This is a genomic window from Ferrimonas senticii DSM 18821 (genome assembly GCF_000422665.1).
GTDB classification, from domain to species: Bacteria; Pseudomonadota; Gammaproteobacteria; order Enterobacterales; family Shewanellaceae; genus Ferrimonas; species Ferrimonas senticii.
Genome location: NZ_AUGM01000031.1, coordinates 1 through 12505, shown reverse-complemented (window position 1 = coordinate 12505; position 12505 = coordinate 1). Strand labels below are relative to the sequence as shown.

Annotated in this window: 9 protein-coding genes and 1 tRNA gene; 4 read left to right on the top strand and 6 right to left on the bottom strand. The window is 51.0% G+C overall.

The window, feature by feature from the left end; genetic code table 11:
* The first annotated feature begins 102 nt into the window (after positions 1-102).
* Both G506_RS0113070 and G506_RS0113060 read left to right on the top strand, forming a co-directional pair.
* Positions 103-187, top strand: a tRNA-Leu gene (locus tag G506_RS0113070).
* A gap of 551 nt (positions 188-738) precedes the next feature.
* Entirely contained in the window at positions 739-1926 is a 1188-nt protein-coding gene (locus G506_RS0113060; protein WP_276197630.1) for an acetyltransferase domain-containing protein, read from the top strand.
* Between the two features lie 306 nt (positions 1927-2232).
* Here G506_RS0113060 and G506_RS0113055 read toward each other — a convergent pair whose 3' ends face one another.
* Positions 2233-3216 carry a cytochrome-c peroxidase gene (locus tag G506_RS0113055; protein WP_028117248.1) on the bottom strand — a complete coding sequence of 328 codons (984 nt, stop codon included), beginning with the start codon at positions 3214-3216 and terminating at the stop codon, positions 2233-2235.
* A 343-nt stretch (positions 3217-3559) separates the two neighbouring features.
* Here G506_RS0113055 and G506_RS0113050 point away from each other — a divergent pair, with 343 nt between their 5' ends.
* Positions 3560-4321 carry a RelA/SpoT domain-containing protein gene (locus G506_RS0113050; protein WP_028117247.1) on the top strand — a complete coding sequence of 254 codons (762 nt, stop codon included), beginning with the start codon at positions 3560-3562 and terminating at the stop codon, positions 4319-4321.
* 48 nt (positions 4322-4369) lie between these two features.
* Here G506_RS0113050 and G506_RS0113045 read toward each other — a convergent pair whose 3' ends face one another.
* Positions 4370-5344 carry an alcohol dehydrogenase catalytic domain-containing protein gene (locus tag G506_RS0113045; protein ID WP_028117246.1) on the bottom strand — a complete coding sequence of 325 codons (975 nt, stop codon included), beginning with the start codon at positions 5342-5344 and terminating at the stop codon, positions 4370-4372.
* Between the two features lie 220 nt (positions 5345-5564).
* Between G506_RS0113045 and G506_RS0113040 the strand changes: the two genes are divergently transcribed.
* On the top strand, positions 5565-6380 hold the full coding sequence (locus tag G506_RS0113040) for an alpha/beta fold hydrolase (RefSeq protein ID WP_028117245.1): 816 nt from the start codon (positions 5565-5567) through the stop codon (positions 6378-6380).
* Between the two features lie 48 nt (positions 6381-6428).
* On the opposite strand, the gene G506_RS0113035 is transcribed toward G506_RS0113040, so the two are convergent.
* The 4 genes from G506_RS0113035 to G506_RS0113020 all read right to left on the bottom strand — a co-directional run.
* The gene (locus tag G506_RS0113035; protein WP_035387347.1) at positions 6429-7463 is read right to left on the bottom strand and encodes a polysaccharide lyase family 7 protein; all 1035 of its coding nucleotides are present in this window, start codon (positions 7461-7463) and stop codon (positions 6429-6431) included.
* A 114-nt stretch (positions 7464-7577) separates the two neighbouring features.
* A complete protein-coding gene (locus G506_RS20745; RefSeq protein ID WP_035387345.1) occupies positions 7578-7745 on the bottom strand; it encodes a DUF3012 domain-containing protein in 168 nt (55 codons plus the stop codon).
* A gap of 150 nt (positions 7746-7895) precedes the next feature.
* A complete protein-coding gene (locus tag G506_RS0113025; RefSeq protein ID WP_084631379.1) occupies positions 7896-11390 on the bottom strand; it encodes an Ig-like domain-containing protein in 3495 nt (1164 codons plus the stop codon).
* Positions 11391-12151: 761 nt separating this feature from the next.
* Positions 12152-12505 (bottom strand): integrase core domain-containing protein (locus G506_RS0113020; protein ID WP_028117242.1); only part of this gene is annotated, 354 nt, incomplete at its 5' end.

Genomic DNA, 12505 nt, shown 5'->3' with positions numbered 1-12505 from the left:
GTAAGGCAGCGGGTTTTGATCCCGCCATTCCCAGGTTCGAATCCTGGTAGCCCAGCCATCTTTCTAAACTTCAGATTAAGTTCTGACGTTTACACAAAACATGCGGAAATGGCGAAATTGGTAGACGCACCAGATTTAGGTTCTGGCGCCGCGAGGTGTGAGAGTTCAAGTCTCTCTTTCCGCACCATCATTAGAAAAACCGAGCAGCAATGCTCGGTTTTTTTATGCCTGCAATATTTCAATACCAAGCCCTCATCTCCCCTCACAATCTCAGCGATTGCTATTTGCAGAACGGCCAGTGTTGCGTATGATTCGCATCCCTATTTAGCGCACTGATTGTCGATGACCCGTTCTGCTGCTTTAGCAATTGTACTTGCCCTATGGCTGGCCATTCTCGGTCAAGCCAGCGCTGGCTTGCGCCTTGCGGAACAGCTGCACCAATTAGGGCTAAACAACGGCGTCAGTTCAGCTTCCGCCGAACAGCACCAACAAGGCCACTGTCTTAGTGGAGAACTGACCGCCCAGTGTGGCCAACTCCATGGTGGATTCGCGGTGCAGTTACCGCTACTGCCGCCAGTAGCTGCCCCACAATCAGCAATCATTAGCGATGAGTGGCTTCAGCCCTGTCGGCGGCTTTACCCTATCCGCGCCCCGCCTCACTCCCAAATTCCCAGCTAACCCTATTGTTGTTTGAATTTGGTTGGCGTCAGCAATCGCTAACGCCAACGGGAGACTACTTTGACTACCCAAGCCTTGGGCGATACCACTGCGCCGATAACCAAAGTGCGACTGCACTCAATCGATATACTTCGTGGCCTTGTAATGATCATCATGCTGCTCGACCACGTTCGTGAGCGTTTTTTCTATCATCAGCTGATCACCGATCCGATGACCATTGACGCCACCGATCCAAAACTGTTTTTCACTCGCCTCATTGCTCACCTGTGTGCCCCAACCTTTGTGCTGCTAACTGGCCTTTCTGCTTGGCTGTACGCCAATCCAAGCAGCGGTATCGGCCGTTCACCGGTGGCCTTTTTAATAAAGCGGGGGCTGTTCTTGGTATTGCTGGAAGCCACCCTGATCAACTTTTCGTGGTTCGGTGCCTACCAAACACTGTATCTGCAAGTTATTTGGGCTATTGGCATCAGTATGATCGCCCTCGCCGTTGCCAGCCTATTACCGCGCTGGTTGATCATCGCCTTGGGGACGCTGATTGTTGCTGGTCATAACGCTCTGGCACCAATTCAATTCCAAGCAGGGGAATGGGGCTACACCCTCTGGTCAATTCTGCATGACCGCGGTTTTATCTTTGCAAGCGATTGGCTCAAGATCAAAGCCTCCTACCCAGTTCTGCCGTGGATTGGGGTTATCTTGCTGGGCTACGGCTTAGGGCCTTTATTCAGTAGCAAGATCGCACCGGCACTACGTCAAACACGATTACTGCAGCTAGGGATGGCTGCGGTTAGCCTGCTATTGCTACTGCGTGGCTTCAATATCTATGGCGAAACCCTGCCATGGCAAAACTACGGTTTCAGCATCCAGTCGCTGATGTCGTTTCTGAACTACACCAAATACCCGCCATCGCTGGATTTTGTGTTGCTGACTTTGGGCATCGCCTTGCCACTACTGGTAGTGTTTGAACGCACCAGCAATCGCTTTACCAGTTATCTGCAAACCTACGGCTCGGCGCCGATGTTTTTCTACATCGTTCACCTTTACTTGCTGTTGCTGATGTATAAAACGGCCATGGCTATCTGGGGCGGCAATCAGCCTAACCCGTATGGTGAGGGGTTGATCTTTGGCGTTAACCATCTGTGGCAGATCTGGGTACTTACCGGCGTGCTTGCAGTACTTCTGTATAAGCCAATGCAAGCCTTTGCCCGCTACAAACACAATAGCGGCAACCCGTGGGTCAAATACTTATAAGCCCCAAAAACAAAGCCCCCGCATCAATCGATGCGGGGGCTTCTTATTAGGACGTGTTAACCTTTGGCGTATATTTTTGCGCGCATTGATAGCGGGCTCTGACAGTAGATTGAACTTGGTAAGTCATTTTGACTGTTCAATCGTCACTACTAGTCGCCTTTCAGGGTTGGACTAGCGGCCGTCACTCTTCGTCATACGATTTCGACGTAGAGCCACTATGCCTTCAATCGCAATCCTCAATTGACTGCCGCTATCCTCAACCAAATTCTGAACGCCAAAAGTCAGCACGCCCTAGCTTACCGTCACTTATTTGCTGAACGGCTGCGGAATTGGGGTTTTCGCTACCGATGGCGGCAGAATTGGCAGTGTGATCTGCGGCTGCTCGCCAGTTAGGGTGTTCAGGAACAGGGCAATCAATTCCGCGTCTTGCTCAGACAGATCACGACCAAGCTGCACGCGCTGCATGGTGATCACCGCCTCTTTCAGATCATAGGTGGAGCCGTCATGGAAGTACGGGTAGGTCAGCTCGATGTTGCGCAAGGTCGGCACCTTAAACACCATCCGATCGTAATCCTTGCCAGTCACATCAATACGACCCTGAGCTGGGTTATCGGTCGCAAATGGCTGCATTAAGCCCATCTTTTGGTACATGGTACCGCCCGCTGCCGGACCGTTGTGGCACATGCTACAGCCGTTTTTCTTAAACAGCGCATAGCCTTGCTGCTCATCGGCGCTTAGCGCCTGTTGGTCACCCTTTAGGTACAGATCGAAACGGCTATTCGGGGTTACTAGGGTTTCTTCAAACTTGGCAATCGCTTCAGTAACGGTCTCAATGCTGATCCCGCGCTCACCAAAGACTTGTTTAAATTCACTCTGATAACCCGGAATGCTGCTGAGTACTTCCAGCGCCAGCTTGTGCTCTAGTGCCATCTCTTTCGGGTTGGCAATTGGGCCTGCGGCTTGTTCTTGCAGATCCGCAGCACGGCCATCCCAGAACTGCGCCAACATGTATTTGGAGTTCAACACGGTAGGCGCGTTGATTGGGCCTTCCTGCCAGTTGTGACCAATGGAGGTTGGCAGAATATCAACCCCACCCAAACTTAGGTTGTGACAGCTGTTGCAAGATAGGAAACCGGACTTCGATAGGCGCGGTTCAAAGAACAGCTTTTTGCCCAGTTCAACCAGTTCTGGATTATCAATCAGCGCCGGCTCAATCACTTTAATTGGCTCGGACGCGTAGACGCTTGTTGCGCTTAACAGCGCCAAACTCAGCAGGGTGCGTTTCATCATCATCTCCATTAGATCAATCGCAAGCCAGGGTTAGGCAGCTGGCTTTTGCCCGCATTTTAAGCAGGGTTATTTATCGACTAAAAATCGATTAAAAAAATTGCCACCATCGACTTTCTGATAACCAACAATGTGACTCAAGCGCTTGTTTTATATGAACAATTTGTTTTCATATGACAACCTTGAGCAAAATCGACAACTGGCCCACAAAACTCAATCAAACGGGGAAAATAGTTTCAATTTGGCCGCTTACAATCGGTTACATCTGGCCAATTTGCCCCCCATTGCAAAGCATTCCCCCCTCCCCCACATCTAGCTTGAGGTGTTATCTCGACTCGGAGACTAGATGAAGCACTTGTTTAAAACCGCGTTAATGTCGCTGCTGATGGTGAGCCAATCCTCCATCGCTACCGCCGCCAGCAGTTTTCCTAGCCATGATGAACCACAGCTACGCCCAGCCCTTGAACGGCAAGATCTGCGCTTTCATGCCGGTAATCGCTTAGAGTCCATCCCCTCTTATCAAGCCTATCCGGCAGAGCAAGCTCACAACGACTTTGAGCTATTGCTACAACAAGCCGCCACCGCCCAGCAGGAATTAGCCATGTTGGCCCATCGCACCGCTTACCTTACTAATACCGACGCCCTAGTTCCGGCGGTTAAATCAAAGCAGCGCGCCCAAGCCAAACTAACCGGAAAACTGGCCAACCAGCCACAACACTTAACCGATCTGGCCCGTGTCAGCTTGGTGGCGACCGACATCGATGGCGTGCTTAAGGCGTATCAGTACCTAAGCAAACAAGTAGAGGTCATTCGGGTAAAAAATCGCTTTGCTAGCCCCAAGGCCAATGGCTATCGCGACATCAATATGGTGGTACGGCTGCCACAAACCGGCCACATCGCCGAAGTACAACTGCATCTTGAATCGATCGCCGCCATCAAAAATGGTGAAGAGCACCAGATCTATCAGCAGATCCAACAATTGGAGCGACAAGCCGAACCGCTGTCGGAGTTTGAGTTAGCTCGTCTGACCAAACTAAAACAGCAATCAACCGCGCTTTATCACGATGCGTGGCAACAACTGATAAGCCCGACCAAACAACTGGGCTAGAAACAGCAAAGGCACGGATAACACCGTGCCTTTGCTCTGTTACAGCGCTTACAACACCGCTAAAAACTTGCCCTTGCGTACCCCTGATTGCGCCTGTTGTAGAAGCTTAGGCAGTTCGGCAAACTCGCCGATAACCAGCTCAGGGTGATGCAATCGGCCGCTGCCGATGTCGACCAGCATCTGTTCGCCCTGCTGTTTTAGTTCGGCAATTTGCAGTGCATTGGCATATTGGTAGCTGGCCCCCAGCGCCACTTCATGCAGCGAAACACATTTCGCAAACGCATCCCCTAAGGGTTCAACCCGTCCCAATACTGCTACCAGGTGCGCCCCATACCCAAGCAAATCATACAGTGACGCGGCATGTTCGCTGGAGACCAAATCGATAGCGCCATCAAGCCCTTGCGGCAGTTGCTCGACGAGCTGTTGCGGCCACGATTGGTCGCGATAATCAAAGCAATGCGCCGCTCCCATCTCGCGCAGTTTAGGGTGGCTGTCTGCCGCCGCCGTGGTCCATACGATGGCACCCGCTTTAACCAGCAACTGCACCGCGAATAACCCAACTGCACTGTTGCCACCACAAACCAAAATCTGTTTACCATCGACGTTGCCAAGCTTGCCCAGCGCTTGCTGTGCCGTTAGGCCGGGGCAAGGCATACTGGCGGCCTGCGCATCGGTGACGTTATCGGGAATCAACATCGCCCGACTGCTATCAATAACGGTGTAGCCGGCAAAGCTGCCATGACCAGTTAAGTCGCTGTGATAAGCCACCCGCTTGCCGATCAGTGCCGCATCAACTTCGCTGCCAACCGTCGCAATCACCCCAACGCCATCCACTCCAGGCACCTGCCCCTGTTGCCAGCTTGCGGGCCCCCAACCAATTAACTTCCAATCCACTGGATTAACTGCCGCTACAGTATTTCGCACCAGTACTTGCTGCGGCGCCAATTCGGCAGTCGCAAACGGTTCCAGTAACAACGATTTATCGGCAGCTTGCCAGCGCCAGGCTTGAGTTTGCACAGTCATCGCAATTCCTAAGGCAATAATTCACCCTATCCACTTTAGTCAGCGGCGCCAAAGATCATAATAATCTATTGCTATCTTTTTGATTAGCCGCAGTTATCAAGCTGAACCGATGCTGGGGAAAAAAGTTTGAGCGCGATTACCGCTGATCATTGATGCGCGTCAACGCAGTTCAGTAAGGAATGATCACAGATAGCCCATCAGTGACATCAAGGAGCAGATTATGCAGCAACGAGTCGCCATCAGTGGCATCGAATTACTGATCGATGGCAGCGGCACCGATAACATCTTAATGATCCACGGCTGGCCCGATACCCACCACCTTTGGGATAACACCGTGGAACAGTTGGCTAACCGTTTTCGCTGCGGCCGTTTTACACTGCCCGGCTATGACCGACGCCACCCTCGGCAGCTGTGGGATCTGCCACAGATGATGACACTATTGGATCAGATCGTGGAGACTTTTAGCCCAGACCAACCCGTCACCTTACTGATCCACGATTGGGGCTGCTTTTGGGGCTATCAATACTATATGCGTCGACCAGAGCGCGTCGCGCGGATCATCGCGGTCGATATTGGTGACGCTAACTCGCCAGAACACGTCGCCACCCTGTCGGCGAAAGCCAAACTCTATGGCCTCAGTTACCAACTCTATCTGGCACTAGCATGGAAAATCGGCGGCGCAATTGGCGATGCCATGACTCGTAAAATGGCAGCATGGCTGCACGCTCCAGAATTGCCAGCGCGCATTCACAGCGGCATGACCTACTCCTACTGGTGGAAATGGAGCAACACCTTACGTGGCATCAAGTTAGGCAGTGTTGTCATAGATATTCGCTGCCCTCTGCTATTTATCTACGGTAAAGATAAACCGGTGGCGTTTCATTCCACCGCTTGGACTGAGCGGATGGCAGCGATTGCAGGTAATCAGGTGATCGCTCTGGACACTGGCCATTGGGTTATGCACCAACAGCCAACCCAATTTAATCAGTTGGTCGCTGATTGGCTGCACGAACAGAGCAACGTAAAGGCCAGTTAGTCGCGGTGAATGCCGCTGCCTACCAGCGGCATTCACCGGCGATTCGGATCACTGCTGCAGATCCAGCTGAAAGAAGCTGACTTGGGCGTAATCGCCTTGTTCCATCCCTCGCCATAAACAGCCCGGCCCTTTATCCTTAGTGTTGCACTGGTTATAAGCGCCGGCTTTAAAATACATCCAATCCTCACCGTAACCGCGGTCAACCTCATGGCCCTGATAGCCGCCTGCGGCCAAATCGATCTCAAAACTGACGGAGGTCGGCGTTGCATGATCCAGATCTTTAGTGAAGATCAGCTGCATGCGGTTACCCTCCACCCGCACTTGATAACTGAAACGCTCGCCTAAAGCGATGCCATCCTCGGGCTCAGCATCACCAGCTTTGAGGTTATGCCGACCAAAAACATTGTGCTTTATGTCCTGCCGCCACTTGTTGCCATCCTCATCCTTGGCATCTTGCAAGTCGCTCGGTGGGTTAAGTTCATAGTTCCAGCTCAGCGAGCCAGTTTGATGTTCTGGTAACTTGCGGTAAATGATCTTCAGCGGTTCGTTGTCCGAACCATGGATTTGGCCAATCACGACCGAAAACGCACCGGATTTTTTGGGATTACCGCTAACGCTGACATGGTCAACACTCAAGGTCGCGCTCAGGTTGCCACCTATCGCTCCAAAGCGCTTGGCCTTAGGATGCGCCGCTAACGCAAAATTGTTATTGGCTGCGCCGTAGTCGTCTGCCAACATCGCCCGTAACTCGCTACGAGTATTTTTGCTATTCGGTGTAGTTGGCGCGCTGTTCGGCGCAACAAACACCATAGCACCGCTGCCACTGTCGGTATAAAACCACTGCGGATGGCTGTATGGGTTACGCTGATCCGACAACCGCTGCTTACTAATTTCAACGGTTTTGCCCTTACGTGCGCCTTTGGTTTCCAGTTCTGGCAGATTGATCTTCCAGTTCGATAAGTCAAAGTTTTGCCCTGGCGCCGCCGCTGGGTCCAGCTCGGCAGCGGCAACCGCCGGCCAGCAGCATAGCGATAACACCAGCAATGACGATGTCGAGCGTTTAGTTAACTTCCGTTGTTGCATTGATAACTCCAACATTAAAACACCGTTTTGATTTCAACCTATGTTGATATCGGAGCGGGGAAAATGCAAACAAAAACGGCGCTCACTCGAGCGCCGCTACTGATTCTTTGACCGCTAAAAAATACAGTGTTTGGTGTAGTCTCTGGCTTCGTTTGCGGTCCAGTCACCTTTCGGCTTCTTATCCATCTGCTTACACCACGCCTCGCTGCCCACCTCTGGGCTGCAGGCACTCACCCCAATCAACAGCAATCCCGCAAGCACAACTCGTATTAGTGGCAACATCGTTAGTCCTCTTCCTTTATCTTAATCAAACTACAGTACATCACTGGCTCACCTGTTCGAATATTGATCTACTTTTCGCCAATAAAAAAGGCCCTGTCAGACAATGACAGAGCCTTAATCTCAGTTAACGCAATCTAAGACGTTAACCGATTATTGTGGGTTCAAACCCAGCTTCTGCAGCACCAGCTTAAAGTTTTCACGACGCTCTTTAACGTTGTGAACCTCACCGGTAGAACAGGTTAGATCTGGGCAACCACGGTTAACAATGCCGGAAACGTCATCGATAAACTGGGAACCTTGCAGACCACCGTCAACGTACTTCTTCAGCTCGTTGTAGTAGTTCCAGTCCGCGTATGGACCGCCTTCGTTGCTGTAGGCCTGTACCGAGTTAACCCAGAAGAACAGACCCGCAATCCACTTGATCTCTTTGTTCTCTTCAGAAGAACAAATCAAACCAGGGTTAGAACAGAAATCCAGTTCAGCGTACAGCGGGTTCGCTGGTGGCGCTTCAACGGTAACGCCATCAATGGTCTGACCGATGGTTTCTGGATCAACGTGGGAACGGCCCAGGTAGTGGTTCAACGTACCGAAGTTCTGACGGCCAGTTGTCTGAATTACACCACGACCCCACCAGCCACAGCCTTCAACGCTTTCTTTGCTGCTGCCATCCCAGATAAAGCTGCCGGCTTTTTGGCCAACGTAAACCTGACACTCGCCACGTTCCCAAACTTGCTTAGAGCTATCTACCTTTTCTGGTACGTCGTTACAGTGACCGTTGTTGGTCCAACGACCCGCAGCACCGTTCACCAGCAGACCGCGCTCTTCCAGTACCGCATCTGGTGCAGCGAAGATTGGGGCTGGTGCACCGTACCACTTAGCGTGGGTCAGGGCGCTTACTTCCATTTTGTTGTCACGAGGACAGGAGTAAGCGTGATCCAAACCAGAGTCAGGGTTAACGCCGTAATCCGCGTACTTCTGACCCAGCTGACCACAACTTGCAGTCATTGGGTAATCGGTTGGCGCGCCGTACTTCACTTCAGCCCAGTTGTTTTCGTCACAAGCGTTGTAACGGATGGTCTCTTGCATACTTTGTGCAAGGAACGCGGCAATCGCTACTTTGGCGTATTTGCTGTTAGTTGCATCATCACCGCCATCTTCCATCATCCAGAACTTGCTGCCAGCCACACCAATGTTGTGCATTGCATTTAGGCCGTTCAAGAAGTCAGCCCACTTGTACACATCAGATGGGATCCACTGTGACTGCGGGGTTTCGTATAGGAAGGCTTCGTTGTCCATCACATTTTCAGCAGCGGTCAACTCTTGGTTTAGCGCTTCAATGCGGGTCAGTGAACCTGGCTCTAGCTCTTCACCTACGTAGTACAGTGGTACCTTAGCAGCCTGATAACCTTCAATCTTGCCAGCAAGGGCTTCATTGTGTTGATCGAACAGGATCGCAAACACGTTGTTGAACGCCGCTTTACGCAGTTGTGGCTTGGCATTACCTTCGCCCATGAAGTACCCAGCAGTTTGCTCGGTAGACATGTTCAGCATCGCTGGCGCTTCGACGTAATCGGTTACTTGTTTCACGTATTCCAGAGCGTTGTGCCATTGTTCGCTGGTTAGCGCGGCGGTCGCTGCGGATTTAGTGAATACCACAAAGTCGGCTTTGTTGGCCTGTTCCAGATCGTACAGGGCAAAGCTCGCCAGCAGATCCGCGCTGAAGTTGGATGCTTCGTCCCAAACCGACTGGCGGCCAGAGTGAGTATCAAACGCAAAGTCGCCGATGCTTAGGGTCCAACCTAAGGTCGCTGCCGGCGCCACGGTAGTAATAATCAGGTTGTGCGCTTGTGCCCAACCAGCCACATCGTTGCTCAGCTCATTGACGGCATCGATATCGATGCCGCTACCGGTGTAGTCACTCGCTGCAATCAGGGCTTGCTGAACCGCTACGGTGCCAAAAGATTGGCCCTTATCCTGGGTAGCCAGATCAAGCACATCGGAACTGATGATGATCGAACCGTTACCAGCCTGTTGCGCCTGCTCCATCACCGCTACAAACGCCTCGGTTAGCGCGTTCACGTCAGCCAAATCGGCCGCATTCGCGGTCGCGATAGTCATGGTCTGAGGGGCTTCGGTCGATGGTGTGGCCACTACCAAGGTATTCGGCCAGCCGGCTACTTCCAGGCGAACTGGATCCAGCGGATTACGCAGTGACAACACTGGCGCAGTGCCTGGCTCAGAACCGTCACAGTTTAGGTGCAACGCCCACGAGTCATCACTACCTGGTAAAGATTTAGTCCAGTACTTGGCCGAGTAAGCGATGTTGTTGTGCACCATGATGTCGCCGCCACCGGCGTGATCACCGCGGGTCCAATCTGGGTACACGTTAAAATCAGCACACAAGCCACCTGGTGGCGTTACTGGTGGCTCAACCGCTTCTTCTTCAACTTTGATGGTTACCGCCGTAGTGGATGACAGCCCTTCAGCATCGGTCGCAATCGCTTTTAAGGTTACGTTGCCAATTTGAGTCGGCTGCCAGTCACAGGCGAAAGACTGGCTGTTGCTGGCATCGAACCAACAAATTTGTTTGTTGTTCGCTTTAACAACCAGCTTAGCCAGATCGTCATCTTGGTCTTTGGCATTCAGAGAGATCGCCAGCGAATCGGTTTCGTTAACGACCGCGCCATTGGTTGGGGCGATGAACTTAACTTCTGGGGCAGTGAACTCTGGCTCTGGCTCGGCTTCTACCGTGATGTTGACAGTCACAGTGGAAGATAGGCCTTCAGCATCGGTCGCAACCGCGTTAAGGGTTACGTTACCGGCTTGAGTTGGCAGCCAATCACAGCCAAAGGTGTCTGAATTGGTGGCGTTGAACGAACAAACTTGAGTGTTATTGGCTTTAACCACAACTTTGGTTAAATCATCATCGGCATCAGTGGCATTAACGCGAATAGAGACCGACTCTTGCTCGTTAACGCTGGTGCCATTGCTCGGCGCAATGAAGCGAACCACTGGTGCGGTGAACTCTTCTTCGGCATCCGCTTGTACAGTGACAGCAACCGACTTCTGTTCGATTTTTTGGTTATTTTTATCCAGCACAACCACCTTAACGGTCGCACTGCCTGCAGCGTTTGGAGTCCAGCTTTGTGAGTACTGAGTCTTGCTTTGAGACACAGTCTGTACTGACAGCTTCCGATTGTTTGCCCAAAACTCAACTTTCGCCGCTAGCGCACCATCAACTTTGGCTTGGATGGTGGTTGCAGTGTCGGCTTTTAAGACCTGACCAGCGACTGGCGCTAGGATAGCCAGCTCAGTTGGCTCTGGCTCACCTGGCTCGCCAGAACACTCAGTCACATCCCAGAACCAGGAATCGGCCGTTGGCGTTTCCCAAACGCCCGGGTTGTTTTTAGCGATAAAACACTGGTTGCCGTAAGAGACGATATCGCCATTTTTAACCTGGGTCTGACCTGGGACAAATGGAATGATATCGCCCAGATCGGGATCAGGGGTTGGATCGGGATCCGGCTCAGGCTCTGGTTCACCAGAACACTCTGCAACGTCCCAGAACCAAGAACCGGCAGCCGGAGTTTCCCATACGCCAGGATTGTTCTTAGCGATGTAACAAGCGCCGTTATAGGCAACCATATCGCCATTGTTAACTTTAGTTTCCCCAGGGACAAAAGTTACTAACTCTGCAGCATAAGCAACTGAAGTGTGTAATACCCCAGTTAAAATCGCCGTCGACAACAGAGCCTTTGAGATTTTATTTAGTTTATTCAAAATTATTATTCTTTAACGTTAAGCAACTTACTATCCACAATGCAACGAGCTCATTTAACGAACATTCACTCGGTAATTAAAAGTGGCATTTCAATTACCTAATAAATTGTTTTAACCACTGTATTTATCTCCAAAAAGATAATTCTCGTTGTAGCCAAACACTCTCTTTCGCTGAATTCAATTCAGCAAAGTCAAGAATCACAATGAAACAAAGTGTTGCAATGCATGGATACGACTAAAACCTCAGTCGGTTTGAATGCTAAACTAAAAATCCAATATAAACAGCCCACTAGCGACTATCGTTGCAATTATTTGGAACTGCATTAAAACTGCGTTCAGATTCTCACTTCTACCACCGCAACAAGTGCAACACCATATTGAAACAACCGCCATCACAACAGGCAACCAAACAACAGCAAACAAACCGCAGGCAAAATATTGAACGATTTGTGCCATTGTCTTTGACAACAGCCGATCTTCAATTGCGATTGATTAGGTCGATTAATCAATACCGTTAGCCGACACGAATAAAGTGATCTGTGCCAATAGTTATGCCATTTCATTGATACAAAAAAACTCTGCAATGGCCAGCCATTGCAGAGTCGATATTTTTAACTGCTTACTATTTAGTAGCTGTCAGGTCCCCGGTGATTGATGGGCTTCACACGAAAGAGTTCCGGTGAAGTTTGATAGTACCCCTTTAGTCGTTCAATTGGAGGGGTATGACCAAGCGCTTTTTGCGGTATGTGGTGATTATAAACGTGGGCATATCTGAGCAGGGTTGCTTCTAAATCCGCTCGGCAATCAAATCGGGTGGCTTTAAGTATTTCTGACACCCGACCATTAAAACGTTCCACCATGCCATTGGTCTGCGGCTTTCCTGGCGAGATAAGCCGATGTTCAATTTGTTGCTCGGTGCACTCTAAATCGAATTCGTGCTTACCTGTTGGCTGCCGCTGCCCAGTAGCGCAAAAACGGTC

What these genes read in the sequence shown, in the direction of transcription:
- G506_RS20745 (WP_035387345.1), bottom strand. Translation starts at nt 7,745, where the DNA reads ATGTTGCCACTAATACGAGTTGTGCTTGCGGGATTGCTGTTGATTGGG.
- G506_RS0113035 (WP_035387347.1), bottom strand. Translation starts at nt 7,463, where the DNA reads ATGCAACAACGGAAGTTAACTAAACGCTCGACATCGTCATTGCTGGTG.
- G506_RS0113045 (WP_028117246.1), bottom strand. Translation starts at nt 5,344, where the DNA reads ATGACTGTGCAAACTCAAGCCTGGCGCTGGCAAGCTGCCGATAAATCG.
- G506_RS0113055 (WP_028117248.1), bottom strand. Translation starts at nt 3,216, where the DNA reads ATGATGAAACGCACCCTGCTGAGTTTGGCGCTGTTAAGCGCAACAAGC.
- G506_RS0113040 (WP_028117245.1), top strand. Translation starts at nt 5,565, where the DNA reads ATGCAGCAACGAGTCGCCATCAGTGGCATCGAATTACTGATCGATGGC.
- G506_RS0113025 (WP_084631379.1), bottom strand. Translation starts at nt 11,390, where the DNA reads ATGGTTGCCTATAACGGCGCTTGTTACATCGCTAAGAACAATCCTGGC.
- G506_RS0113050 (WP_028117247.1), top strand. Translation starts at nt 3,560, where the DNA reads ATGAAGCACTTGTTTAAAACCGCGTTAATGTCGCTGCTGATGGTGAGC.